We start from the raw sequence: 25,493 nt of genomic DNA, 5'->3' as shown, positions 1-25,493 counted from the left end.
CGCCCGCGACCGGTCCAGCTCCTCCACGGCTACCGGCCCGAAACGGGTTGCTGAGGCGACAGCGGGTCGGCTATCACGGCAGTCGGTCGACACGACAAGGAGGCAGGCAGTTGCAGACAGCCCATCTCGGTGCGCTGAACGAGTTCTGCTGGATGGATGTCAAGACGCACGACGTTCCCGGCACGACAGCCTTCTTCTCCGCTGTGCTGGGCTGGCGGTTCGCCGTGGACGAAAGCGACTGGCGCCGCGCGACGAAGATCTTCGCCGACGGTCGTCGGATCGGCGGCGTGAGCGATCTCAGCTCTCCGCTCTACCCTCCGGGCACTCCTGCCCACATCGCCTACTACCTCGCCGTCGACGACATCGAGGCCCGCACCGAAGCCGCCACCACGGCGGGTGCCCAACTCGTGCTCGCGCCTTTCGACGCCGGGGACCAGGGCCGCATCGCCACCCTGATCGATCCCGTGGGCGCCGCGTTCTCCCTGTGGCAGACACACCCTTCCAACCGATGGTCCCCGTCGGCACGCGCACCACAGCGCATGGTCCTTTCCTGTCCCCACCCCGAGCAGGCCCGCCGCTTCTACCAGGACGTGCTCGGCACAGTCCCCAGCTGCGCGGACTTCGTACCGGTGCACGGCCCCGAGGAGCCCGCACCCTGCTGGGAGCTCGTCGTCTCCGTCGACGCTCCGGACGCTGTGGCCGCCCGCGCACGCGGTCTGGGACACGTGATGCCGGACGGGCCCGATCGCGTCGGCGAGCAGCGTCTGACCAGCCCGGACGGTCTGACGTTCCGTATCCGGGCTGCCGCCCCGTGAACCGCGTGGAACCTCTCGCCCGGCGCGAGGCTGGTGCGGCCGAGACGCCGGGGCGGGTCGGTAGGGCGCGAAGACCGGCTCACACATGAGGAGGCCGGGTGGTCGCGACAGTGAGGCCTGCCATCTGGGTCAGCCGTAGGGAGGTGGACTCATCGGCCGGCGTCATCACGGTCATCCGGTGTCCCGTCTCCGTAACGCCGGTGGAGACGAAGTTGAGCTGGAGCTGCCCGACAAGAGGGCTGTCGAGGCGTTTTGTCTCGTACTGCTGGGGCAGTACGTCGTGACGAGCCCACAGACGGGCGAACTCCTTCGATCGTTCCAGGAGGTCGTCAACGATTCCGGCAGCGGCAGGGGTGCCGATGTCGGCGCCGACCTCGGCGCGCAGTCTCGCGACCATCCGGTCGGCGACCAGGTCACCGTCGACGTAGCGGCCGCGCCAGTCGGGGTCGGTGAAGAACTGCACCGCGCAATTGCGTTCACCAGGTGGTATGAGGTCCATGTCGGTGAACAGGAACCGGTAGGCCCGGTTGTACGCCACCACGTCGAACAGCGGGGTCTGCAGACACGCGGGGAACGGGTCGAGTTTGTCCAGGACAGGCTGGAACGTCGCGGTGAGCCGCGGGTCACCTTCAGGGGGTCCGGTTTTCGGCGTACTCGATCCGGCGAGCTGGTGCAGGTGCCGCCTCTCGGTGTCATCCAGTCGCAGGGCTCGGGCGACCGCCTGGAGGACATGAGCGCTGACGTTGATGGGCCGGCCTTGTTCGAGCCAGGTGTACCAGGTGACACCGACCCCGGCGAGGACGGCGACCTCTTCGCGCCGTAGTCCGGGTGTCCGCCGTCGCCCCGTGGACGGGAGACCTACCTGCTGCGGGGTCACCCGTTCGCGCCGGCTGCGGAGGAAGTCACCGACCTCGCGCCGGACCGCGGCGGGCCTGGTCTGCGTCATGTCTCCATCCTGTCGTACGGAGAACCCGGTATCCAGGTGGTGGCAGTACCCCCATAAACGGACTCCTGGTCGCAGGACGAGCGGCGCTTGATGATCGACGGCATGACCACGTCTTCCGCACCGCATGACAGTCCTTCCTCCCGTACGGACGAACTCGGCAGGAGGGACGACCGCGCCGCGCCGCCGCCCGCACGGGATCTGTCCGAGCCGTCGGCTCCGGGGCTGGGGACGGGCCGGCTCCTGACGACACTGTCGGCGTTGCTGCTGTCGGTGGTCAGCTTCGCCGCGGCGGGTATCGCCGTGCCCGACATCGGTGCTTCTCTGGGGGCCACGGCTGCCGAGCAGTCGTTGGTGGTGTCGGTGTACGCGTTGGGGTTCGCCATTCCGATGGTCCTCGGGGGCAGGCTCGGGGATCTGTACGGGCGACGCCGGCTCTTCCTGCTCGGCATGGCCGGGTTCACCCTGTTCTCCCTGGCCGCGACCCTGGCCCCGAGCATCACCGTGTTGATCGTCGCGCGGGCCCTGACCGGAATCTCTGCCGCGGCCATGGTCCCCCAGGTGCTGGCGACGATCACGGCGTCCACCCGGGGAACCGAACGTGCCCGTGCTGTCGCGCTGTTCGGTGCGACCGCGGGCGGGGCCACGGCGATCGGCCAGGTCCTGGGCGGCGTCTTGCTGTCCGTCCCCCTGCTCGGTGCTCCGTGGCGCATGATCTTCGCGATGAGCGTGCTCATGGGCGCGATCGCGTTTGGTGCCGCGCTGCGCTGGCTGCCCGACACCAGTGCGCCCGGCCACCGGTCGCTCGACCTGATCGGGACGACGCTGCTCGGGCTCGCCCTGCTGGCACTCATGATCCCGATCTCCCTGGGCGGCGCACTGGGCTGGCCGGTCTGGTGCTGGGTGCTGCTGGGGGCAACGCCGGTACTCTTCGCAGCGTTCTGGCGGTGGCAGGTGCGGCTGCACCGTGGTGACCGCGTTCCGCTCGTTCCGCCGCCCCTGTTTCGACTCCGCTCCTACCGGGTCGGGCTGGCGATGGCGTTGATGCTCCAGTCCGCGTTCGGTGCCTTCACGTTCCTCTACGCGATCTCCACGCAGACGGGGCTCGGATGGTCTCCCATGCACGCGGCCCTCGTGCTGTTGCCGTTCTCCCTGTGCTTCCTCACCGTGTCGATCTGGTCGGGGAAGCTCGCGTCCCGTTTCGGGTTCCGAAGGCTCCTCACCATCGGTGGACTCATCCAAGCCGTGCTTCTGGGCATCACGGCCGTCTCCGTGTTCCTCCAGGGTGCCGGCCTGAACTCGTGGACGTTCGCCGCCCTCCTCGTCGGAGTCGGTGTCGGTCAGGCCTTCATGTTCGGGCCGCTCGTCGGAGCGATGATCGCCGAGGTCCCTCCGGCGTCTGCGGGGGCGGCATCCGGTGTCCTTCAGACCACACAGCAAGCCGCGATGGGCCTCGGCGTCGCCGTTGCCGGAGGTCTACTCGGTGCGGCCCTGACCGGAACCACAGCCCCGACAGGTCAGGCCTACACGAGCGCGCTGGCGATCTGCATGCTCGTCCAGGCGGCATTCGCCATCATGTTCGCCCTGTGCGCGCTCGCCCTGCCCCGCCGCTGACGGAGCCGGGCTGCCCGGGAGATCCTGTACGCCGACACGGCGCTGTCCGCGCCGTTCACCCCGCGCCGGTCGACGACCCGCCCGGACACCCCCCGCGAGTGGCGCACCTGGACGTCGGCCGGTCCTGAGGTTCCGTGCTTCGAGCGGCTGGCGCGGTCCTCGTGTGACATCGGACCGCACACCCAGCTGGCCGACTCGCACCCGATCTCCAGAATGCCGGCTGCCGGCAGGGGTTGGCGGTACAGCGGACTCGCCGGGAGAGTCCAGTCCGGCCTCGTGGGCGAGGGTGACGGCCTCGGCCCGGTGAACGGCCGGGGCGGTCCGTCAGGCCACCGCGAGGACCCCCTGCCCGCGCCGCCGCCGGCTCCGGACCGCCCAAGAGCCGGCCACCGGCACGCGGACACCGGGCCACTCCGCAGTCCTCTGAACCGTCCCCCTCACGACGTATCCCGAGCCCGCCCCGGCCACTGCTCCTCCCCCTGACAGCACGGCGGCAGGCTCGGGACCGACCCCCTTCGTCCGTTCCGGTCAGGAGTTCTGGAGCGTCTTGCGGAAGGAGCCGCCGCGTCGCAACGCGCGCTCGATGCTCTCCAGGGACTTCCCCCTGGTTTCCGGTACCTTCGCCGCCACGAAGGCGATGCACGCGACGTTCATCAGCGCGTAGACGAAGAACGTGCCGGAGCGGCCGATGGCCTGGATGGCGGTCAGGGCGGTCACCGCGATGAGCAGGTCGACACCCCACAGCGTGACGGTGGCCAGACTGGTCGCCGGGCCTCGCACGCTCAGCGGCACGATCTCCGGCCCGATGAGCCAGACCACCGCCTGAATCCCGATCCCGTTGAACAGGATGTACGCGAACAGCGCGACGATCACCGTCCAGCGTTGCATCGCCGAACCCTCGGGACCGAGGAAGGCCAGGGCCATGACCGCCATGGCGAGCCCGGAGCCCGGCAGGAACCACAGCATCGTCCGGCGTCGGCCCACCCGGTCCACGGCGATGGCACCGACCACACCGGCGATCACCAGCATCACGCCGATACCGACGCCGGTGAGCAGGGCGGCCGAGTCACCGAATCCCGCGTCGACGAGGATCGTCGGCGCGTAGTAGACGACGGCATTGATACCCGTGAGCTGGGAGAAGGCCGCGATGCCGACGGCGATCAGCAGAGCGGGGCGCATCCAGCGCTGTCGCAGGTCGCGCCAGCCGCCCGCGGGAGTGGCGGCGGCGACCTCGGTGATCTCGTCGATCTCCCGGCGGGCGTCCGTACCGGCCGGCCTGAGCCGGGCCAGTACCGTGACGGCCTCCTCCCGGCGGCCGCGCTCGACCAGCCAGCGTGGACTTTCGGGCAGGAACAGCATGCCGACGCCCAGAGCCACGGCGGGAAGGACCGCCAGGGCGAACATCGTGCGCCAGCCGCCGCTGCCCGACAGTGCCCACCCGCAGAGATAGGCGATGAGCTGTCCGCAGGCGACCATCAGCTGGAACAGGACCATGAGCCGGCCGCGGATGCCGGCGGGAGCCGCCTCGGCGATGTAGACCGGCACCATGTTGGAGGCGCCTCCGACGGCCAGTCCGAGTACGAAGCGCGCGGCGACGAGGCTGCCCACCCCGGGGGCCGCGGCGGCCGCCGCGGCCCCGAGGGCGAAGACGACCGCGACCGCGATGACGACCTTGCGGCGTCCGTGCCGTACGGCCAGACGTCCCGCGAGCAGTGCTCCGGCCATCGCGCCGAGCAGGATCACGCTGACGACGATCTCCTGTTCCCGGGAGGACAGGTCCAGGTCCTCGCGCAGATGCAGCAGAGCACCGGAGATGATGCCGGTGTCATAGCCGAAGAGCAGGCCGCCCAGGGCGGACACGCCCGCGACCGCGTACACCATGGCCGGTGCCTTCCGCTGGTCCCCGGCGGCCGTCTCGGCGTTCGCCCGCTCCGTGGCCAGCTCAGGCATCGCCCATGACCAGACCCTCGATGGTGTGCTTCTGCGTGATCGGCTCCAGCTCGTCGACGATCGGGCAGTCCAGGTGGCGCCGCACCCGCTCGGGCAGGGACTCCCAGTAGGTACGGGTGACGGCCGTGTCGTGCCGGTCGCCGTTGGTGGCCTCGGGGCCGTCGACTCCCAGGACCAGCACGGGCCGGGACTTCGCGGAGTTGTTCTTGGTGCCGCGGTGGATGGCCAGTGCGGTGCGCGCGGAGATGTCGCCCCGCCGCGGGTACTTGCGCACGGCACGCTCCTCGTAGCGCGGGTAGTGCGGACGGGGCGGGAACATGCCGTGGCCGAACTCCGGGCTGTCGTCCCACTGGGTGCCCGGCGCGATCTCGAAGGGGCCCATGTCCTCCTCGGTGTCGACGGCGGTCACGTTGAAGGCCAGCGAGGTCAGCCGCCGTTCGGCGCGCGTCTCCTCCGGCATGGGGAAGTCCCGGTGCCAGGGCTGGTTGACGGCACCCTCGAGCGGCACGTCGAAGCCGAGCTCGACGATGCGGTAGTCCGGGCCGAGCACGGCGGCGCACACGGACCGCACCCAGGGGTGGTCGACGAGGTCGACGAAGCCGCGCAGCTGCTCGGGATGGATCTCCACGTAGTAGCGGTGCGGTCCGCGTCCGACGGCGCCGCCGGGCCGTGCCATCGCCTCCTGGAAGGCCACGTCGATGTCCTCGCGGAGCCGGTCGGCCCAGTCGGAGGCGAAGGCACCCTTGCGGGCGGTGATGCCGTCCGAGTACAGGGCCTCGACGTCGGCGGTCACGTCCGGATCGAGGTCGGCCGGACAGACGCCGGGGTGGGCGTGCGGACTCATGGGTGCCTCCTTGCACGTGCGGTAGTACTGCCCGAGACATGTTGCATCGTTGAATTCAACGTGGCAATACCCTTCGGAGGGGATCTTGGTCAGCGTCACCTGGGGCATGCCACGATGTGCGGGTGAGCAGCAGCCTGAAAGACGTAGCCGCCCGCGCCGGGGTCTCGGCGCGCACCGTGTCGAACGTGGTCAACGGTTCCGCCCGGGTCTCCGAACACACCCGGCAGCGGGTCCAGGAGGCGATCGACGAGCTGGGGTACCGCCCCAATCTCGCCGCCCGCAACCTCCGGGCGGGCCGCACCGGTGTCATCGGTCTCGCCATCCCGGAACTGCACTCGCCCTACTTCGGCGAACTCGCCGGCCTCCTGGTCGACGAGGCCCGGCGCCGCTCGTGGACGGTGATCATCGACCAGACGCACGGTGACCCGGAGGCGGAACGACGGCTGCTGACCGGCGACGGCGGCCGGGCCATGGACGGCCTCATCATCAGCCCGTGGGCACTGGAGGCGCAGGAGGTGGCGACCACCGCGCGCCCCCTGCCCGTGGTACTGCTCGGCGAGCGCAGCCCGCAAGGTCTGGCGGACCGGGTGGCCGTGGACAACGTGGCCGCCGCGGACGAGGCGACCACCCATCTGCTGGCGCTCGGGCGCCGCCGCGTCGCCGCTGTCGGGCTGCAACCGCACCTGCACAACGGCACCGCCGAGCAGCGCGCCGAGGGCTACCGCAGAGCACTGCGCCGCGCGGGCGTCACGCCGAGGCCGCACTGGGAACGCTCGGTCGACTCACTGCACCGGCAGGACGGCGCCCGGGCCATGGCCGAACTCCTCGACGGCGCCGACGGCGACTTGCCGGACGCCGTGTTCGCCTTCACGGACGAACTGGCGCTGGGCGTCATGCACATGGCGCACGCGCGTGGGCTGCGCATGCCCGACGACCTCGCGATCGTCGGCTTCGACGACATCGAGGACGGCCGCTTCAGCCATCCGACGCTGACCACCGTCTCCCCCGACAAGCGGCAGATCGCCGAACGTGCCCTGCAGTGCCTGGCCGACCGCATCTACAGCCCGGAGAACGAGGTGTCCGCCTTGGACCTGACCATCCCGCACCGGTTGGTCGTACGGGGCAGCAGCGGCCCAGGGGCCCAGGCGCGCTGATCCGCCTCACGTCGTACGGGATCCCGTCCCGCCCCATCCCGCCGCGACCAGAACCGTCCCCGCGCCGCCGAGGAGGTCCCCGTGCGGCCGCGTTCGCCTGACCGGCCTTCGCCGCCCGGCCCCGAACCGGGCCGGGCGGACCATCCGCGTCGTTCTCGACGGCACGCTCTTCAACGAGAACGAAGGAGGAAGGGCGGCCGGAGAGTCAGCGCCAGGCCTGTCGTTCCTGTCCGCGGGGATCGTCGGCCTGTGTCCACTCGGCGTCGACGCGCATCGTGGCCCGACGCTCGTCGTCGTACGGGTCCCAGCCGGGGTCGCCGGTCCTGGCGAACCGGACCCATGCCCCGTGCATACGGGCGGCGAGATCCGCGGGGGGCTTGTCCGGGCCGAGCAGAGCGGCGGATCCGTGCAGCCGCGGCAGGTGGACGGCGTCGAAGACGAAGGGCAGCTCGACGGCGTGGGTGGCGCCGAGCGCATCGTCCAGGGCGTGGGAGCGCCAGGCGAACTCGTAGGCGTAGGTGCCGGACCCGGAGCGGGCGGCGTGTGCGTCGGCCAGGGCCCAGGTACCCGCGCCGAACAGGGCGTCGCCCATGATGGCGGAGCGCAGTTCGCCGAAGGACGCCTCGGGGCGCGCCTTCCGGTACGTCTCGACGAGTCGCGCCGGCGTCGGGTGCGAGCGCTCCGCCACGTCGTCGACGTCCCCGGCGGTCGAGGTGGCGTACTTGCTCACCGGGACGAGATAGAGGTTGCCCTCTTCTGTGTTGGTCCCGACGAGCAGAGGGATGTCGCTGCTCAGGCCCGCGGCGACGGATTCGGCGGGCTGGGTGTCGAGGACCAGGCTGAAGGGGCTGAGTCCGATCAGCGGGTCGTGGTGCGTCTCGGTCCGCAGGTCGATGCCCGCGAGCCGGGAAGCGGCCTCGACCAGACGGTCGTCGGAGATGTCCGCGAAGGCACCGGCCTCGGGTTCGACGCCCAGGGCTTCGGCCGCCGCCCTGGTGACGCGGGCCGCCTGCTCGGTGGTGAACGCTCCCAGTCCGCTGCCGCTCTGGACGATCGCCCGGCGAAAGAGGCCGGCGGCTTCCGGGGCCGCGAGGACGCCGCCGACGATGGTCGCCCCGGCCGACTGACCGAAGAGGGTGACGTTGTGCGGGTCCCCGCCGAACGCGGCGATGTTCTGCCGCACCCAGCGCAGCGCGGCGACGACGTCGAGCAGCCCGCGGTTGGCGGGTGCGCCGGGAAGGTCGAGGAACCCGGCGATACCGAGCCGGTAGTTGACGGTGACGAGGACGACGCCGTCGCGGGCGAAGGCGGAGCCGTCGTACAGCGCGGACCGCGTCGATCCGGCGACGAATCCACCGCCGTGCACGAAGACCATGACGGGCAGGCCGCCGTCCGCGGTGGCGGGTTGCCAGACGTTGGTGGTGAGGTAGTCCTCGCCACGGCTCCAGCCGGCGCCGAAGTAGGGGGACATGTCGACGCTGCCGAGCTTCCGCTCGGACTGCGGCGCGTTGGGACCCGGCACGGTGGCGTCCCGTACGCCGTCCCACGGCTCGTGCGGCTGGGGCGGTGCGAATCGGCCGGCGCCACGGGGCGGGGCGGCGTAGGGAATGTTGAGGAAAACGGACGTGTCGCCCTGACGCAGGCCGCGGACGGCTCCCTGCGCCGTGGTCACGACGGGCTCGGGATGGTGGTGGCTCATGTCTCGCTGTCTTTCCGCCTGACTCAGGCCTGCTCGGTGTACGGGGCGAAGGGCGCCCAGCCCTTGATGGCGAACTTGTCCCCCTCGCGTGCCACTTCGGCGGCGCCGTGGCCGCCCAGGTGTGCGGGGATCACGAGTGCGTTGTTGTCCGCCGCCCAGCCCAGCACCTTGCGACGGGTGGCGCGGGCGCCCGCGGGGTCCTCGCAGAAGCAGCTGTTGGAGTCGGGCTCGAGGATCTGCACGGGGCTGTGCAGCAGGTCCCCGACGAAGACCGCGCGGTCCGTCCCGGAAGCGAGGGTCAGTACGGAGGAGCCGGGAGTGTGTCCGGGAGCCGCGTCGAGGCGGAGGCCGGCGTCGATCCGGTGGCTGCCTTCCCACAGCAACGTCCGGCCGGCCCGGTGCACCGGCGCCACGCTGTCCTCGAAGACGTTCTGGTTGCCGCGGCCGAGCAGTGGCTTGTGGCCGTTCTCGGGATTCCAGAAGTCGAAGTCATCCTTCGGCATCAGATAGGTGGCATTGGGAAAAGTGGGCACCCATTGCCGGCCGTTCAGGTACGTGTTCCAGCCGACGTGATCGATGTGGAGATGCGTGTTGATCACGATGTCGACGTCCTCGGGTTCGACACCGGCGCGCGCGAGATTGGCCAGGAAGCCCGTCTCGAGACGGTTCCAGACCGGCGCGTAGGGGCGGTCCTTGTGGTTGCCCACGCCGGTGTCGACGAGGATGGTCCTGCCTTCGCTGCGCAGCAGCCAGGTCTGGATCGCGGAATTGACGATATTGGTGTCGGAATCGACGAAATGCGAGCTCAACCAGGAGGCGTCGCTGTTCCACGCTTCCTTCGGGCTGTCGGGGAAGAAGGTGTCGGGCGTCATTTCGACGGAACCGAAGTACTCCCATACTCGTGTGATGGTGACATCGCCGAGCGTGATCTGTTCCATGGCCGTCCTCGGGAGTTGGAATTCTCCTGAGACCGTACGAGCGGCCTCGGCGCGCGCGGTATCCGTAACATGACTGCACCTGTGCGCCCGGACACCGGACCAGGCCACTTGTAGCCTGGGTGGGCCGGCGCAAGGCGGCTCCGACCGAAAGCCGCGATTCCGGGAGACTCCGTGGACAAGCACACAACCGACCGCGGTGCGGTCAAGGGAGCGGAGCCGGACACGGCGGAGCCGGTCGTCGGCCGGGACGCGGAACTGGCACGCCTCTTTCGCGCGGTGGACCCGGTGACGGCCGACCCGGCGCTGCTGCTGGTCGGTGACCCGGGAACGGGCAAGAGCGCGCTGCTGGAGCACGTGGCGCGCCGGGCCGAAGTCCGCGGTGCTCGCGTGCTGCGCGCCGAGGGCAGCGAGTCGGAGTCGAGCCTGGCCTTCTCCGCACTGCACCAGTTGCTGCGGCCTGTACTGGCCGAGGTGGAGGCACTGCCGGAAAGACAGCGCGGGGCGATGCAGGACGCCTTCGGCGAGGGGACGGCCACGTCGGCACCCGGCCCCATGCTGGTCGCGGTAGCCGTCCTGAGCCTGTTGTCGGGCCTGGCCGACCAGAATCCGGTACTCGTGGTGCTGGACGACGCGCAGTGGCTCGATCGTGCTTCCCTGGACGCGCTGTCCTTCGCCGCCAGACGGCTGGCGGGCGAACCGGTCACGATGCTGATCGGGACCCGTGGCGGCGACCGCTTCCCGGGATTCGACCGTCATGTGCCGGTACTCACCCTGGAACCGCTCGACGACGCCGCGGCCGATCAGCTGCTGGACCTGCAGCCCAAGAGCCCCACTGGCCACACCAGGTCGCGGATCCTCGACCAGGCGGGCGGCAACCCGCTGGCGCTGGTGGAACTGACGAGGACGGCCGCAGCCCAGGACACGGCTGCGGGGGCGCCGTCCGCGGGTCCGCTTCCGCTCACCGAGCATCTGGAGCGGATCTTCGCCTCCCGTCTGGACGACCTCCCCGCCTCCACCACGCGGGCTCTGCTGCTCCTGGCGGCCATGGACAGCGCCGACTCCGCGCTCGCCGACCCGGCGAGGCTGCCGCGCGCCGAGGACGCGGCCTGGCTGCCGGCCGAGCGGGCCGGGCTGGTCAGGCGGACCGGCCGCGACGTCCGGTTCCGCCACCCCCTGGTCCGGTCCGCCGTGTACCACGCCGCCTCCTTGGGTGCCCAGCGCGAGGCTCACCTGGCGCTCGCCGAGATGCTGCGGGACGAACCGGACCGGAGGGCCTGGCATCTCGCGGCCGCATGTCCGCGGCCGGACGCGGCCGTGTCGGCGGAGCTGGAGCGGACCGCCGGACGGGCCCGCCGCCGCGGCGGCCACGCGGCGGCGGCCCAGGCCCTGCAACGCGCCGCGGAACTCGCGCCGCGGCGCGAGGACAGTGCCCGGCTGCTGGTCGAAGCCGCCGCGGCGGCCGTGTTCACCGGAGACATCGCGTGGGTCGAGGAACTGGTCGCCGCGGCGCGCAGGCGCACGGACGACGCGGCCCTGCTGGCCCGCGCCGCCGTACAGGCGGGACGACTGGCGGTCCTGACGGTGCGCCACAGCGTGGTCTTCTCCCGGCTGGCCGACGCGGCCGAGGAGTTGGCGGCCTCCCAGCCTGCGGCCGGGCTGGACCTCGTGGCCGGCGCCGCCGTGGTCCGCTTCTACTCCGGAGAGGACTCCCAGCGTCTCCGCGTCCAGGGCATCCTGCGACGCCTTCCCGCGAACACCTCGTACGCGGGCTTGCCCACCTGGGTGAGGACGGTTTCGGACCCTTTCGACGACCGGGCCCAGCTCGTCTCCCTGCTACCGCGGCTGGCTGCCGAGGCGGAGGGCCGGCCGGAACGGCTCACCGCCGTCGGCATCATGGCGTGGCTCCTGGACGAGACTCCACGGGCCGTCCGCGCCTTCGACGAGGCCTTCGACCGCTGGGGGCTGCGGGGAGCGCTGCCCGAGGGGCTGGGAGGCGCTGTCGCCTGGGCCTACGTGGAGCGAGGACGGTGGGAACAGGCCCGTGAGGCCTGCGCCCGCACCACCGCGGTCGGCCGGGTGGCCGGCCTCGACCACGCCGTGGCCTGTGCGGCCGCCGTGGACGCCACGGTGCTGGCCTTCCTGGGCGACGTGTCCTCGGCCCGGTCCCGGGCCGAGGACACGCTCACGCTGATCGATCCGCTGGAAAGCCGCTCGGTGGCCGTCTACGCCCATCGGGCGCTCGGTGCCGCGGCAGCGGCGGAAGGCGACTACGAGACCGCGTACGGCCAGCTCCGCACGGTCTTCACGGCGGACGGCGCGCCCGTGCACTACCACGCCTCCTACCCGGCGCTCGCGGATCTGGCCGCCGCCGCTGTGCGCTGCGGCCGCCGCGAGGAGGCTGTCGCGGTCGTCGAGCGCTCGGCGGACGCGCTGGCGGACAACGCTTCCCCTCGTCTGCGTGCGCTGATCAGCCGGGCCCGCGGCCTCCTGGCGGACCCCCGGAACGCCGAACCGCACTTCCGGGCGGCTCTCGCGGATCCGGTACTGGAGTACTGGCCCTTCGAACGCGCGCAGACCCTGCTCGACCTCGCCGAGTGGCTGCGGCGCCGTCGGCGTGTCGCAGAGGCGCGCGGGCCGCTCACCGAGGCCCTGGAGACCTTCCGGCGTCTGGGCGCGCGTCCGTGGATCGAGCGTGCCCGGGTCGAATCGCGCGCCGCCGGCCTCGATGTCACGGACACCGCTCCCGACGCGGTCGCCGAACTCTCCCCGCAACAGCGGCAGATCGTCCGGCTCGCCGCCCGCGGGCTGACCAACCGTGAGATCGGGGAGAGGCTCTTCCTCTCGCCGCGTACGGTCGGCTCGCACCTCTACCGCAGCTTTCCCAAGCTGGGCATCACGGCCCGTTCCCAGCTGCGCGACCTCATCGAGGGGCCCCTCGCCACGGCGCCCCGCCGGAAATAGGGCCGGGGGCGCGGTGACCCGCGAGGCGGCCCCTTCACGGCGGCTGCGCGCGACTCATCGCTTGCGGAACTGTTCCACCAGCGCCACGTATCCGCTGCCGCCGTGGCCGGCGGTCGCCGCTCGCTCCGCCAGTGCCTTGACGAGCCTCGGCAGCTCCGAGTTGACGCCGAGCGCCTCGCTCTCCTCGACCACCTGCGCCATCGCCGTCAGGTGGGTGTCCACGGTGCCGTCGTCGGCCGGGTAGACGCCGTCGTCGGCCTGCCGCGCGTAGCCCGGGAGCCAGCCTGCCACCATGTCGATCGCGGTCCGTGCGACGGGGAGGTACGCCGTGGCGGACACACCGGCCGGGCCGAGGATCGCGGCGCCGTTGAGGAAGCCGTTGAGCATGCTCCACATGAGGACGAGCGTGGCCATCTCGTGTGTGGCCGACAGGCCGGGGTCATCACCGAGGTGGAGGCCCGTGCCGAGACTGTCCAGGGAGGACTTGAGGGCGTCGTACAGCGGTCGCGGCCCGCTGTAGGCGAGCACGGCGTCAGCCGTGCCGACTGTCTCCGGGACGGCCATGACCCCGCCGTCGAGGTAACCGCCGCCGCGGCGCACCACCTCCTCGGCGAGCTCTCTGGCGCGCGAAGGCGTGCCCGAGGTCAGGTTCACCACGACCCGGTCGTCGAGCGGTCCGTCGAGGACATCCACCACAGCGTCGTAGTCCGACACGCAGACCACCACGAGCGGGGCGGCCGCGATCGCGGCCGCCGGGGACTCCGCGAGCGTCGCGCCGCGCGCCACGAGGTCGTCGGCCTTGGCCGGCGTGCGGTTCCACACGGTCGTCGGGTGTCCCGCGCGCAGGAACGCCCCGGCGAGGGCGCCGCCCATCAGTCCAAGGCCCAGAACCGTGACAGGTGTGCCGGTGTGCATCATGTGCTCCTTCTCTCCGGTCGGTGGCACAATCGTCAACGTTCACACCGGTATGAAGGTCAAGGGGGAACGCGCGTGCTGATCGGGGAGTTGAGTCGGCGGACCGGGGTGAATCCGCACCAACTGCGGTACTACGAGGCTCAGGGCCTGCTGGTGCCCGGCCGCGGGGACAACGGCTACCGCGAGTACGGCGAGGACGCCGTACTGACCGTGTCCCAGATCAGGAAACTCCTCGACGCCGGGCTGTCGACCCAGGAGATCGGCTACCTCCAACCGTGTGTCACGGGCGGGGACCCCGATTTGGAGCCCTGCCCGGAGACCCTGGGCCTGCTTCGGGCGCGCATCGCCGCACTGGACGAGCAGATCGACACACTCGTCCGGTCCCGCCGGACCCTGCGTGAGTACCTGGCGGCCACGGAGCGACGGTTGGCCGGCTAGGGGTTCGTGGGGGCATCACGCGAACGCGACCCCTGTCCGTGATCTACGGCTTCGACAACCTCGGTCGTCAGAGGTCGCGTTTCCCCGCGTCCAGTCGGGCCATCCGGTCGCTGCTCGATCCACCGGGGTGAGCCGCTCGTCACATCGCCCGAAGACGTGTCCGCCGTGTCCGCCCTCGCCGTGGCCACCGCGGTGAACCGCTCGGCGGCCTCCCACAGCTCGCTTTCGCGCTGCGGGTCGTAGGACTCCCGCGACGAGCGGTCCGCACGGCCGCGGTCGACGTAGGAACCGGTTGGCGCGTGGGTCGTGCCGAGGACGACGTCGGCGAGGTGGCGGCCCGCGGCACTGCGGCTGGTGGCGAACGGGGTCAGGGTCATCACCGGCATGATCCGGCGCATCGCGAACCGGGAGACCGGTCCCGCGTCGCGGGCGAGGCCGGTGCCGGGGACGAACCCGGGGTTGTAGGCGACGGCGTCGATCCCGGCCGGCAGCCGGCGCGCGTACTCGTGCACGAGGTAGATCGCGGCCAGCTTGCTCGTCGAGTACGCGGTGCGCCCGCCGGCCGCGGTGTCCGGCTTGGGGAAGGCGCCCGTGCGGGCGAGGACGCCCGGGGGCTTCCAGGCCGGTCCGGGCACCATGCCCATGTTGTGTCTGAAGTCGCCGAAGTGGGTGTCGCTGGCGGTGATCACGATCCGGGCGGGAGCGGTGAAGCGGTCCTGGAGCAGGCGGACGAACAGGTGGTTGGCGAGCACGTTGACGGCGAAGGTGGCCTCGAACCCGTCGGGTCCCTCAGTCAGCGCGTTCGTGTACTGCGTGCCGGCGTTGCCCACGAAGCCGCGCAGCGGCGGCAGGTCACCGCGGTCGAGCCGGCCGCGGATCCGGCCGGCGGCCGAGCGGACACTGGCCAGCGAACCGAGGTCCGCCGAGACGTACGAGACCGTGTATCCGCCCGCGCCGAGCTCCGCGGCGAGCCGCGCCCCCGAGGAGCCACGGGCCACGACCAGGAGGTGCGCGTCCGGCGACCGGCGCAGGATGTGCTCGGCTGCGACGCGGCCGATCCCGCGACTCGCGCCCGTCATCACGATGGTGTGCTCCATGGAAGGCTCCTCGACTAGCCGAACGATGGCGCCTGGCTCGGGCGCGGCTCCACGTTCGCCGTTGGCGCCACCGCCAGCCAGTGCCGTCCCCGTCACCAGGACTGGCAGTACCCAGGCTCGTCCGGCGCCTTGCGGCGAGAATGAACCCATGGCTTCCTCCCGCTCCGTCTTCTCCGCACTCCTGCGCTCCTGGCGCGACCGGCTGGCCCCGGCCGACGCCGGCTTCACGATGACGGACGGCCGTCGTGCCCCGGGACTGCGCCGCGAGGAGCTCGCACAGCTGGCCGGGCTCTCCGTCGACTACGTCCTGCGCCTGGAACAGGGACGCGCGAAGAACCCCTCGGCCCAGGTCGTCGGCGCCCTCGCCCGGGCCCTTCAGCTCTCCCGCGCCGAGCGCGACCGGCTGTACCGAAGCGCCGGGCTCCTTCCGCCCCAGGACGGGACGGTCAGCACCCATGTGCCCCCAGGCATCCAACGGCTCGCCGCGCGTCTGGGCGACGTACCGATCGGGGTGTTCACCGCCGACTGGACCCTGGTGTGGTGGAACACCACGTGGAGCGCCCTGCACGGTGACCCCGCCGTCCTCCCGACCGCCGAACGGAACCTGGCCCGTGCGCTCTTCGGCGACGGCGCCGCACACGCCTCGATGCTTCCCGTCCGATCCGAGCGCGGGCAGGACGCCTTCGCGGAGTCGATCGTCGCCGACCTCAAGGACGCCGTGTCCCGCTACCCCAGGGACGACCAGCTCGATCGTCTCGTGCGGGAACTGCGGGAAACATCCGATGCGTTCGCCCGTCACTGGGCCGCGCGGACGGGCGCCGCCCAGCACACGACGGACCGCAAGACGATCCGGCACCCGGATATCGGCGACATCCTGCTCGACTGCGACGTCCTCATCGTCCCCGGCGCGGACCTGCGCATGGTCACCTACACGGCAGCGACCGGGAGCAGCGAGGCGGGAAAACTGGACCTTCTTCGCGTCACAGGCGCAGGTGGCCGTTCCGCCACCCCGCTTCCCTGACCGGCGGCCACGGGGGCCACATCGGCCGGGGCTCCCTCACCGCCGACGACCAGGCGTGTCGCCTAGGGCCTGTCCGGGCGCAGGACGGCGAAGAGGCCTCGCGCCCGGGTGCCGTCCGGCATGCGCCAGGAACCGGAGACGTGGCCGGTCGCTCCCTGCGGCAGGGTCGGCGGGCCATCCGGGGCGGGCCGCAGGGCTCGGCGCAGGTGGAGGGTCGCGCCATGCCGGACCGCCAGTGCGGTGCCTTCCTGATCGTCGGTGGCAACGCCGGTGAAGGGCGCCAAGGCCGGCACTTCGCCCGAGTAGGAGCTGGTGACCTCCTGGTCGGGAGTGTCGCTGGTGTCCTGGTCCTGGGCCTGGACCCGGCCCTCGACCAGGGCGAGCAACTGGTCGGCCAGCACCGGGTCGTGGCAGCCGTCGTAGGCCCACCGCCGCCCCAGCACCCCGTGCTCCATGGTGCCGACAAGGGCGTGCTCCGCCCCGTCGAGTGGAGCACCGCGGTAGGTGAGCGGCACCAGGTAGCTGGTCGGGTGAGGGCCAGAGGCGTCGGTGACCACGATGAACTCGATCCCCACCTCGCCCTGCGGGTCGTCCAGTCGGAAGCCGCCGGCCTTGGCCAACTCCGGCGCGCCTTCCCCGCCGCGATACCACGGGCGGGAAGGGAGCCAGGAGGTGAGCAGCTCCACCTTGGTCGGTTCCACGGTGGTGTGGTGGATGACGGCCATGCCGGAAAGCCTCCTCCGTCGAGTGAATACGGCCCGCACACCTTCCCACACGTGTGATCCGGCTGGACAGGCTCGACGAGAGGGATCCTGCTCGGCACCCAGCCGTAGGGCGTCCGCCGCCTCCCCGGCCGCCGGCCGGCACCGGTCGAGGCGGTGCGGCGTTGGGCGAGGCCGACGGTGTTCGCCGGTCCGGCGTCGGTGACCTGGGCGTCGTACCTCGACGCCGTCCCGTCGGCCGGCCACAGCCGGTGAGTTCGTACACGGGTGTCGACCGGAGGGTGGCGCGAACCTGCGGGTTACTTCGGGGTAGGCATGCGACGGCTCTTGTTATAAAGTTCGTCAGCAACACTGCTGTTACCGCCAGTAATAGCAGTGAGGACGAGGCACTTCCCCGATTCGGCTCGAGGAGTACCCAGCATGGCCATCAACATCTCGCGGCCCGAGCCCAACAGCCGCACAACCGACCCCGGCATCGCGCGGCGACTGCTCGACTCGTCCGCGCAACTCTCGTACGACCCGCTCACCGAAGTCGACTGGGAGACGCCGCTCGACGAGAGTTACCACGGCGCCAGTCCGGAGTGGAGCACCCTGTACGGGACTGCGTACTGGGACGAGATGACGGACGCGCAGCGCAAGGCGCTGACACGGCAGGAGGCCGCGTCGGTGGCGAGCACCGGCATCTGGTTCGAGATGATCCTGCAGCAGATGGTGCTTCGGGACATCTACGCGAAGGACCCGACCAGCGACACCTTCCAGTGGGCGCTCACCGAGATCGCCGACGAGTGCCGCCACTCGATCATGTTCGCTCGCGGCGCGGAGAAGCTCCGGGCACCTGCCTACCGTCCGCACCGGGTAGCGGTCGAACTCGGCCGGTTCTTCAAGACCGTCGCGTACGGCGAGGCGGCGTACGCGGCGATCCTGGTCGCCGAGGAAGTCCTCGACGTCATGCAGCGCGACTGGATGCGCGACGAACGGGTCGTACCGTTCGTCCGCACCATCAACAACATCCATGTCGTCGAGGAGTCACGGCACATGCAGTTCGCCCGCGACGAGACACGCAGGCACCTTGCGCGTGCCGGACGGACGCGCCGCCGGATTCAGTCGCTTCTGATCGCCGTGGCGGCCTACGTCATCGTCACCAGCATGGTGAACCGGAAGGTCTACGCGAACGCCGGACTGGACGAGGAGCGGGCCCTCCGGGAGGCCAAGGCCAACGAGCACCACAAGTCGATGATGCGCTCGAGTTGCTCCGGCCTGATGGAGTACCTGACGTCGGTGGGTCTGCTCACCAAGCCCGCGCTGTTCTTCTACCAGCGCGCCAACCTGATCTGACGACCTGGAACCGAGCGGACGACATGGCCTTCGCGATCACCCAGACCTGCTGCAACGACGCGACCTGCGTGTCCGTCTGCCCGGTCAACTGCATACGTCCCACCCCCGAGGAACAGGCCTTCGGCAGCACGGAGATGCTGCACATCGACCCGGAGACCTGCATCGACTGCGGCGCGTGCTCCGACGCCTGCCCGGTGGATGCCATCTTCCCGGTCAGCGGCCTGACCGCCGGCCAGCGGGAGTACGCCGGCATCAACGCGGCCTACTTCCAGCAGGCCGAGGAGAAGTCGCAGGCGGAGGCGCGGGGAACACGCGGCTGCGGACCGAACTTCCACGTTTGGGGGGAGCCGACCTTCGACCGGGTCCTTCCCTCGGACTTCGGACCGCTACGGGTCGCGATCGTCGGCACCGGTCCTGCGGGCATGTACGCCGCCGAGGACCTGCTGCTGCACACCCGGGCCCAGGTGACACTCATCGACCGGCTGCCGTCCGCCGGTGGCCTCATTCGCTACGGCGTCGCCCCGGACCACCCGGCGACGAAGAAGATCGGCGACACCTTCGCCCGCTTCCACACGCATCCGCGCGTGCGCATGCACCTCGGTCTCGAGGTGGGAGCAGACATCACGGCCGAAGAACTCGCCGCACACCACGACGCGGTGATCTACGCAGTGGGCGCCGCCACGGACCGGCGGCTCGGCATACCCGGCGAGCAGCGGACGGGGAGCCTGTCCGCGACCACTTTCGTAGCCTGGTACAACGCGCACCCGGAAGTCGCGCCGGACGCCGTCGATCTCTCGACCGAGCGTGTCGTCGTGGTCGGCAACGGCAACGTCGCCCTCGACGTCGCCCGCATCCTGGTCTCCGCCCCGGAGGCGCTGGCCGGCACGGAAATCGCGCGCCACGCGCTGGCGGAACTGCGCCGCAGCAAGGTACGCGAGGTGGTCCTGCTGGGACGCCGGGGGCCCGAGGACTCGGCGTGCACCCGGTCCGAACTGCTCGCTCTGAAGCACCTTCCCGAGGTGGACCTGGTCGTCGACGACCACGATCCGCGCATCGGAGCCGCGATCGACGCCGCCGGGTGGAAGGACAAGGCGGGGGTCCTGCGGGACGTCGCGCGGGAGGCCGTCGACTGGTCCGTGTCACCGGACCCGACAGGGCGGCGCCGCATCGTGTTCCGCTTCCTGTCCACGCCCGTGGACGTGTGCGGGGACGAGCAGGTGCGTGCCGTGCGCGTCACCCACGGGGCGGGAGAGCTGGACATCCCGACCAGGACGATGCTGCGGGCGATCGGCTACCGGGGAGTGCCCCAGGCCGGACTGCCGTTCGACGAGGCGACCGGAACCGTTCCGCACGAGCAGGGCAGGGTGACCGGCGGTGCCGGAACCTATGTCGTGGGGTGGATCAAACGAGGTCCCTCGGGAGGCATCGGCGCCAACCGCGCCTGCGCGCAGGAGACGGTCGGCACCCTGCTGGCCGACGCCGTCGCGGGCGCACTCCCCCCACCCACCGGCGGAGCGAGGGCACTCTCCCGCCTCGCACGGCGCCGGCGCCGGCACCGCTGACCGCCCTCCGCGGCGACCGGCCCCACTTCGCCCGAGCGCTCCGTCCCGGGCGCCGCGAGGCTCCGCCCTTCTGTCCTTCCCTGTGGGTGCCGCTCAGCGTGGGGTGCGCGGCAGTGCACCGGCCCTCGCGGACGGCGTCCTCGACCCGCCATCTTCGACGACGCGAGAGTGCGAGTGCGCCGCCTGGCCACTACGGGAGCAGTTCCAGGCTGATGTGCGGGGACAGCGCCCGGAGGAAGTCCGCCGCGTCGAACATCTCGCCGGCGGAGACGACCCCGACCGCGGCGGTCCGACCGTCGAGGACGCGGTCGAGCGCTTCCGCCACCAACGGCGCGGTGACGGCGTAGATGTCCTGCCCCCGGGCGACCGCACGTCGTTCGAGGGCACCCGCGCGCACCAGTACGTCGACGAGGAAGGTCTGGGCGGAGCGCCCGCGCTCGTCCACCGGCGCCGGCGCCGGCGTCTGTGGAGCGGCGATGTCCCGGGCCGCCTCGACCGTCATGTAGGTGCGTACTTCGGGAATGGCCAGGTGGCTCGGGATGGTCACGACGTCGGCCATCGTGAACTCCGCGATCACGGAGCGCCGGCCGAGGGGCTCGGGGAAGGCCCAGTCCTGGGTCGAGGTGGCGTCGCCCGTGTACCGCAACCGCCCGCCGGTGTAGCGGACCCGTCGGCCTTCGCGCCGCTGCCGTGAGACGGCGCCGGCCGTGCGTGTCCCCGCGGTGGGGTGCCAGTTGCTCAGTCCGTAGGCGACGTGCGCCTCGTCGGCCACCGTCCGGTCCCCCATCGCGGCGGTGGCCAGCAGGTCGCCGAGTCCGCCGAAGAAGGCCATCGCCGGGACGACCACCGTCCCGGCCTCCCGGGCCCGGTCGGCGAAGTGGGCGAAGGTGTCCACGTTGGCCTCGATCTCGGCCGCCACGTCCAGATACGGGATCCCTGCCCGCAGGGCCGCCTCGATCACCGGTGAGGCCGTCACGGCGAAGGGGCCGGCGCAGTTGATCACGGCCGCGGTTCCGGCCAGCGCACGATCGAGCGAGGCCGGGTCGTCCACCGACGCCGGGCGGGCGTCCAGCCCGGTCTCGTACGCCAGCGCCTTCAGCTTCTCGGCGTCGCGACCGGAGAGGACCGGGAGGTACCCCCGCTGTCCCAACTCGGCCACCACGAACCGCCCGGTGTGCCCGTACGCTCCGAATACCGCCACTGTCCGGCCCGATCCCATGACTTCTCCCCTGTACTCGCACGACCCACTGCGCTTTGACAGGAACATCCTCATGCGGACCGGCGCCCACCACTACTGTCCGGAACGCCATGGCCCATACAATTCCGGACATGACCACTGTCGCGCTGGCCGCCACCGACGGCATGCTGCACTTCGAGCTGGCCCTGGCGTGCGAGGTCTTCGGGACCGACCTGGCGGACGTGGTGAGTCCCTGGTACCGCCTCTCGGTCTGCGGCCCGGGCACCGTACGGGTCGGCCGTTTCGGGCTGGAGCCCGACGCTGGGCTCGACCACCTCCCGTACGCCGACACGGTGGTCGTCCCGGGTTGGGCCGACATCGACCGGGATCCGCCGGCCGAACTGGTCGATGCGGTGCGCGAGGCCCACGAGGCCGGCGCGCGCGTGGTCTCCCTGTGCACGGGCGCCTTCGTACTGGCCGCGGCCGGCCTGCTGGACGGCAGGCGCGCGACCACGCACTGGGCCCACACCGGGGAGCTGGCCGAGCGTCACCCACGGGTGACGGTGGACCCGGACGTCCTCTACGTGGACGACGGCAGCGTGCTCACGTCCGCCGGCAAGGCAGCGGCCATGGACCTGTGTCTCCATCTGGTCCGCCTCGACCACGGGGCGTCGGTCGCCAACAGGCTCGCCCGCCGCCTGGTCGTACCACCGCACCGGGACGGCGGCCAGGCCCAGTTCGTGGCCACCCCGGTGCCCGCCCCGGACCACCACCCGCTCGCCGAGCTCTTCCCCTGGGTTCTGCGGCGGCTCGACCACCCGCTCACCGTGGAGGACCTGGCCCGCCGTGCTCGGATGAGCTCGCGCAACCTGGGCCGCCATTTCAGGTCGGCGACCGGCACCACCCCGCTGCAGTGGCTGCTCACCCAGCGTATCCGCCACGCGCAGGAGCTGCTGGAGACCACCGACGACACCATCGACGCGATCGCGACGGCCACCGGCATGGGCACCGCCACGACGCTGCGCCGGCACTTCCACCGGACGGTCGGTGTGCCGCCGGACGCCTACCGCCGCACCTTCCGCTCCCGGACCCGATCCGCCCGGACGGCCGCGGCCCCCGCCGTCGACGCCTGGCCGGCCTCGAACGCGCCCTCGGCACCGACACCATCGCGCGGCTTCTCGAGCGGTACGCCCGGGACCACTGGTACGGCGTCCCCACGACCGCCGACTTCGAGAAGGCCGCCCAGTCCCTGACGGACAGGCCATGACGGACAAGGCCATGCCGGACAGGGATCTCGGCCCCTTCTGGGAGGCGCACCGTGTCAGGTGACGGCGGGTACCGCGCCCCGGGTCGCGTACGCGGTCTCGGCAGCGGGCCGGAACGAGCAGCACAATGGCGGCATGAACACCGCTCGGGATCTGTTCGTCATCACCCTGGAAGTGCCCTCCGCCCGGCCCATCGCGCAAGGAGACGTGTCCTTGGCCCTCGCCGGTGCCGAACTCCTCGACCTTCGCGAGGCACAGGCCGTGCGTCTGGACGGCGATCGCGTCGTCCCCCTCGGCGAACACGTCCACGGCACGGACGCCCTCCTCGCACAGGCCGCGGCGCGGCTCGTCACGGAGGCGCCGTACGAGACGGTGGAGGACTGGCTCTGGCGCCGGGGCCGCGGACTCGCCGGCGCCTATGCCGACGCCCTCGCCGCGCAGGTCGCGGTGGACTCCCACGGCGGCTTCCTGCCCCGCCTCCTTCGCCGCTCAGGCCTCACCCGCTCGCAGGAACCGCCCTCCGCGTCCCGTCACGAGGCCACCGGCCGTCCGCTGCCGGACGACTCCGTCCTGGCGGCCCTCGCGAGCACACTCGGTATCGGGGAAGGGGCGCCGCCTGAAGCCGTGGACACGTCCGCGACCGAGACCCCGGACGACGTGGAGACCATCCTCGCCGTGGTGAGCGACGCGCTCACGGAACTCGAGGCCGAACGTCAGCGACGCCGGATCGAACAGGACGCCTACGACAACGTGTGGCGCGCGCCGTGAGGTACCCCGGTCCGGACGCGCCCTTCCCTGAAGGGCCTCCAGAGGACACGACTCGCACGGGGGCATCCGGCATAGAGTTCCCCCGGCACTGACACGGCGGATGGGGGGCACATGAAGGCTGGGACGGTTCCGAACTGGTCATCGGCACTCGACTCGGTGGTGGTGTACGCGCAAGGGGCCCTGTGCCGACGGCTCGCCCGCGGCAGCGTGCCCCTCGACGGGCGGGTGCGGGTGACCGGCCTGCCGCGTTCCGCGGACCCGGGTTCCCTGCGGGTGCGCGTCCTCGGCGCCACCGGCGCGCGTGTCACCGAGGCCAGGGTGGAGGTCGGGGCCGAGCCGCTCGGCAGCCCCGCGGCCGACGAGCTGCGGCAGGAGGTGGAGCGGCTCCTCGACGCCGTGCAGGCGGCCCAGGCCCGCCGGGACCGGCAGCAGGGGCTGATCGACGAGGTGGCGGCGCTGCGCCCGGTGCCGCCACCGCGCCAGGCCGAGGATCCGCACCGCCGCACCCCCGTCGACGCATGGCTGGACCTCGCCGAGTTCGTCGACGACCGGTTGACCGCGCTGCACTCCCGCCTGCGAGAGTCGGAAGAGGAACTGAGGCACGTCGAGCACGCGCTGGACGTGGCCACGGACAGACTCTCCCGCGCCTCCACAGACGCCCCCGCCGCACACGTCCAGACCACCCTGTGCGCGGCCGTGACCCTCATGGGCGGCGCGGACACGGACGTCGAGGTCGAGGTGGAGTACGGAGTGCCCGGCGCCGTCTGGGTGCCGGCCTACCGTCTCGCCCACCGCCAGGGCGGGAGCGAAGGGCGGCTGTCGCTGCGGGCGGCGATCGCGCAGCGCACCGGCGAGGACTGGACCGGCGTCCGCGTCTCGCTGGCCACGGCCGATCTGAGGCGGCGCACCGACGTACCCCGGCTCCGCTCCCTCCGTATCGGACGCGGTCAACCCGCTCCCGCGCCGTCGGGGTGGCGGGAGCCGCCGCCCGGGCTGGTCGGCCTCTTCGGCGGCTACGACGCGGCGGGACCACGGCCGGGCACCGGCAGGCCAGCGGTGTCCCTCCCGCCTGCGGTGGCCCTCCCGGCCGCCGTGCCCGCCCCGGCCGCCGTGTCGGCCGAAGCCGCTCCTCCGTCCGGTCCCGTCCCGCCCCCGCCCCCGCCCCCGCCCCCGCCCCCGCCGATGACGGGTCAGGGTGCGCCCTTCTCCGTCCTTCCGCCGCCCGGCGGAGCGGCGGCGGGACCGGTGCCCGCCGCGTTCGGCGGCTCGGCACCCGGTCGTCCCCCACCACACGCCCGCCACAAGGGTGGCGCTCTCCGTACCGGCGGCGGGCCCGCCGCGCCCCGCTCCGCGGCTCCCGCGGCCCCCGGCCGGGCCGCGCCTTCCCCCGTACCCGGCCCTCCGGCCGCGCCCTCGTCCGCCCCTGTGACCGGGCCTCCGCGTCCGAGCGGGGCCGAACTCGACTACGCGGCACTGGTTCTGCACGGCCCCGACTCGGGGCAGGAGCGCCGCGGGCGGCTGTTCCCGGACTCGGCCCTCGACCCGGTGACGGCCGAACACCGTCGACGCGCCGAGACGGTCGCGGCGCTGCCCCTGCCGGAGAACGCCGTACGCCCCCGCGAGTCGGCCGGTTCCTTCGACCACCGCTACGACGCCGCCGCCCGCGCCGACGTCCCCTCGGACGGCACCTGGCACACGATCACCCTCGGCGAGGTGGCGGTGGGCCTGCGTACCGAGTACCTGTGCGTCCCGTCGGTGGAGCATGCGGTCCACACGACGCTGGTGCTCTCCAACGCCACCGACCAGGCGCTGCCGGCGGGCCCGCTGGAGGTCGCGGCCGACGGGGACTTCCTGCTGACCACGTCCCTGCCCACGCTCGCCCCCGGCGGAGTGTGCCGCGTGGGTCTCGGACCCGACGAGGCCATCCGGGTCGCACGCCGTACCAGCGTGCACGAGTCGGCCTCAGGGCTGCGCAACAACGTGACCGTGCTCGACCATCGCGTCCACGTGGAACTCGCCAACCGGCTGCCGGTTCCCGTCACCGTGGAGGTGCGCGAGCGCGTACCGGTCACCTCCGACGCGGACGTCAGGATCGAGGAGAAGGCCGACTGGGAGGCGCCTGCCGGCGGGACCGAGTCCGGGCGACACGCGTCCGGCACCCGCCTGTGGCGAGTCGAACTGCCGGCCGGCGCCACCGCCGCCCTCGACGGCGGCTACGTCATCCGCATCCCGGCCGGCAAGGCCCTGACCGGCGGCAACCGCAGGAGCTGACACC

The 25,493-nt window shown here is 71.9% G+C and carries 20 protein-coding genes; 11 read left to right on the top strand and 9 right to left on the bottom strand.

The features are described from left to right. The first annotated feature begins 110 nt into the window (after window positions 1-110). A complete protein-coding gene (locus tag ACH4NX_RS06320; RefSeq protein ID WP_398126854.1) occupies window positions 111-815 on the top strand; it encodes a VOC family protein in 705 nt (234 codons plus the stop codon). A 79-nt stretch (window positions 816-894) separates the two neighbouring features. On the opposite strand, the gene ACH4NX_RS06315 is transcribed toward ACH4NX_RS06320, so the two are convergent. Further along, on the bottom strand, window positions 895-1,761 hold the full coding sequence (locus ACH4NX_RS06315; protein ID WP_351390893.1) for a helix-turn-helix transcriptional regulator: 867 nt from the start codon (window positions 1,759-1,761) through the stop codon (window positions 895-897). Window positions 1,762-1,863: 102 nt separating this feature from the next. Here ACH4NX_RS06315 and ACH4NX_RS06310 point away from each other — a divergent pair, with 102 nt between their 5' ends. After that, window positions 1,864-3,372 carry an MFS transporter gene (locus ACH4NX_RS06310; RefSeq protein WP_398126855.1) on the top strand — a complete coding sequence of 503 codons (1,509 nt, stop codon included), beginning with the start codon at window positions 1,864-1,866 and terminating at the stop codon, window positions 3,370-3,372. Between the two features lie 528 nt (window positions 3,373-3,900). On the opposite strand, the gene ACH4NX_RS06305 is transcribed toward ACH4NX_RS06310, so the two are convergent. Both ACH4NX_RS06305 and ACH4NX_RS06300 read right to left on the bottom strand, forming a co-directional pair. After that, window positions 3,901-5,322, bottom strand: a complete 1,422-nt coding sequence (locus tag ACH4NX_RS06305; protein ID WP_398126856.1) for a sugar porter family MFS transporter — start codon at window positions 5,320-5,322, stop codon at window positions 3,901-3,903. Then, complete coding sequence (locus ACH4NX_RS06300; protein ID WP_398126857.1) at window positions 5,315-6,166, bottom strand: phytanoyl-CoA dioxygenase family protein; 852 nt, start codon at window positions 6,164-6,166, stop codon at window positions 5,315-5,317. The genes ACH4NX_RS06305 and ACH4NX_RS06300 overlap by 8 nt, the downstream gene beginning before the upstream one ends. Window positions 6,167-6,288: 122 nt before the next feature. Here ACH4NX_RS06300 and ACH4NX_RS06295 point away from each other — a divergent pair, with 122 nt between their 5' ends. Next, window positions 6,289-7,320 (top strand): LacI family DNA-binding transcriptional regulator, encoded by a 1,032-nt coding sequence (locus ACH4NX_RS06295; RefSeq protein WP_351390903.1) that lies wholly within the window; start codon window positions 6,289-6,291, stop codon window positions 7,318-7,320. A 205-nt stretch (window positions 7,321-7,525) separates the two neighbouring features. On the opposite strand, the gene ACH4NX_RS06290 is transcribed toward ACH4NX_RS06295, so the two are convergent. Together ACH4NX_RS06290 and ACH4NX_RS06285 are read right to left on the bottom strand one after the other, a co-directional pair. Beyond that, window positions 7,526-9,019 (bottom strand): carboxylesterase/lipase family protein, encoded by a 1,494-nt coding sequence (locus tag ACH4NX_RS06290; RefSeq protein ID WP_398126858.1) that lies wholly within the window; start codon window positions 9,017-9,019, stop codon window positions 7,526-7,528. A 23-nt stretch (window positions 9,020-9,042) separates the two neighbouring features. Continuing rightward, entirely contained in the window at window positions 9,043-9,957 is a 915-nt protein-coding gene (locus ACH4NX_RS06285) for an MBL fold metallo-hydrolase (protein WP_351390909.1), read from the bottom strand. 171 nt (window positions 9,958-10,128) lie between these two features. Here ACH4NX_RS06285 and ACH4NX_RS06280 point away from each other — a divergent pair, with 171 nt between their 5' ends. Beyond that, the gene (locus ACH4NX_RS06280) at window positions 10,129-12,918 is read left to right on the top strand and encodes an AAA family ATPase (RefSeq protein ID WP_398126859.1); all 2,790 of its coding nucleotides are present in this window, start codon (window positions 10,129-10,131) and stop codon (window positions 12,916-12,918) included. Between the two features lie 54 nt (window positions 12,919-12,972). Here ACH4NX_RS06280 and ACH4NX_RS06275 read toward each other — a convergent pair whose 3' ends face one another. Continuing rightward, complete coding sequence (locus ACH4NX_RS06275; RefSeq protein WP_398126860.1) at window positions 12,973-13,836, bottom strand: NAD(P)-dependent oxidoreductase; 864 nt, start codon at window positions 13,834-13,836, stop codon at window positions 12,973-12,975. 72 nt (window positions 13,837-13,908) lie between these two features. Between ACH4NX_RS06275 and ACH4NX_RS06270 the strand changes: the two genes are divergently transcribed. Further along, complete coding sequence (locus ACH4NX_RS06270) at window positions 13,909-14,271, top strand: MerR family transcriptional regulator (RefSeq protein ID WP_351390917.1); 363 nt, start codon at window positions 13,909-13,911, stop codon at window positions 14,269-14,271. Here ACH4NX_RS06270 and ACH4NX_RS06265 read toward each other — a convergent pair. After that, window positions 14,268-15,368 carry an SDR family NAD(P)-dependent oxidoreductase gene (locus ACH4NX_RS06265; protein WP_351390919.1) on the bottom strand — a complete coding sequence of 367 codons (1,101 nt, stop codon included), beginning with the start codon at window positions 15,366-15,368 and terminating at the stop codon, window positions 14,268-14,270. The two genes, ACH4NX_RS06270 and ACH4NX_RS06265, sit on opposite strands and share 4 nt — an antisense overlap. 148 nt (window positions 15,369-15,516) lie before the next feature. Here ACH4NX_RS06265 and ACH4NX_RS06260 point away from each other — a divergent pair, with 148 nt between their 5' ends. Next, a complete protein-coding gene (locus ACH4NX_RS06260; RefSeq protein WP_351390921.1) occupies window positions 15,517-16,389 on the top strand; it encodes a helix-turn-helix transcriptional regulator in 873 nt (290 codons plus the stop codon). Between the two features lie 62 nt (window positions 16,390-16,451). Here the strand turns inward: ACH4NX_RS06260 and ACH4NX_RS06255 are convergent, their stop codons facing one another. Next, window positions 16,452-17,114, bottom strand: coding sequence for a 1,4-alpha-glucan branching protein (locus ACH4NX_RS06255; RefSeq protein WP_351390924.1), 663 nt, complete (start codon window positions 17,112-17,114; stop codon window positions 16,452-16,454). A gap of 417 nt (window positions 17,115-17,531) precedes the next feature. On the opposite strand from ACH4NX_RS06255, the gene ACH4NX_RS06250 reads away from it, so the two are divergent. Both ACH4NX_RS06250 and ACH4NX_RS06245 read left to right on the top strand, forming a co-directional pair. After that, entirely contained in the window at window positions 17,532-18,446 is a 915-nt protein-coding gene (locus ACH4NX_RS06250) for a diiron oxygenase (protein ID WP_351390926.1), read from the top strand. Window positions 18,447-18,469: 23 nt separating this feature from the next. Then, window positions 18,470-20,008, top strand: coding sequence for an FAD-dependent oxidoreductase (locus ACH4NX_RS06245; RefSeq protein WP_351390929.1), 1,539 nt, complete (start codon window positions 18,470-18,472; stop codon window positions 20,006-20,008). A gap of 190 nt (window positions 20,009-20,198) precedes the next feature. Here ACH4NX_RS06245 and ACH4NX_RS06240 read toward each other — a convergent pair whose 3' ends face one another. Then, window positions 20,199-21,227, bottom strand: a complete 1,029-nt coding sequence (locus tag ACH4NX_RS06240) for a saccharopine dehydrogenase family protein (protein WP_398126861.1) — start codon at window positions 21,225-21,227, stop codon at window positions 20,199-20,201. A gap of 110 nt (window positions 21,228-21,337) precedes the next feature. Between ACH4NX_RS06240 and ACH4NX_RS06235 the strand changes: the two genes are divergently transcribed. The 3 genes from ACH4NX_RS06235 (at window position 21,338) to ACH4NX_RS06225 (ending at window position 25,489) form a co-directional block, all read left to right on the top strand. After that, a complete protein-coding gene (locus ACH4NX_RS06235) occupies window positions 21,338-22,438 on the top strand; it encodes a helix-turn-helix domain-containing protein (protein WP_351390935.1) in 1,101 nt (366 codons plus the stop codon). Between the two features lie 147 nt (window positions 22,439-22,585). Further along, window positions 22,586-23,218 (top strand): GPP34 family phosphoprotein, encoded by a 633-nt coding sequence (locus ACH4NX_RS06230; RefSeq protein ID WP_351390938.1) that lies wholly within the window; start codon window positions 22,586-22,588, stop codon window positions 23,216-23,218. 111 nt (window positions 23,219-23,329) lie between these two features. Next, window positions 23,330-25,489 carry a DUF4139 domain-containing protein gene (locus ACH4NX_RS06225; RefSeq protein WP_398126862.1) on the top strand — a complete coding sequence of 720 codons (2,160 nt, stop codon included), beginning with the start codon at window positions 23,330-23,332 and terminating at the stop codon, window positions 25,487-25,489. Window positions 25,490-25,493: the final 4 nt, after the last annotated feature.

This window comes from Streptomyces sp. NPDC017225 (assembly GCF_044331465.1).
GTDB lineage: Bacteria > Actinomycetota > Actinomycetes > Streptomycetales > Streptomycetaceae > Streptomyces.
The sequence above is the reverse complement of the archived record's forward strand: the minus strand, read 5'-3'. Positions and strand labels throughout refer to the sequence as shown.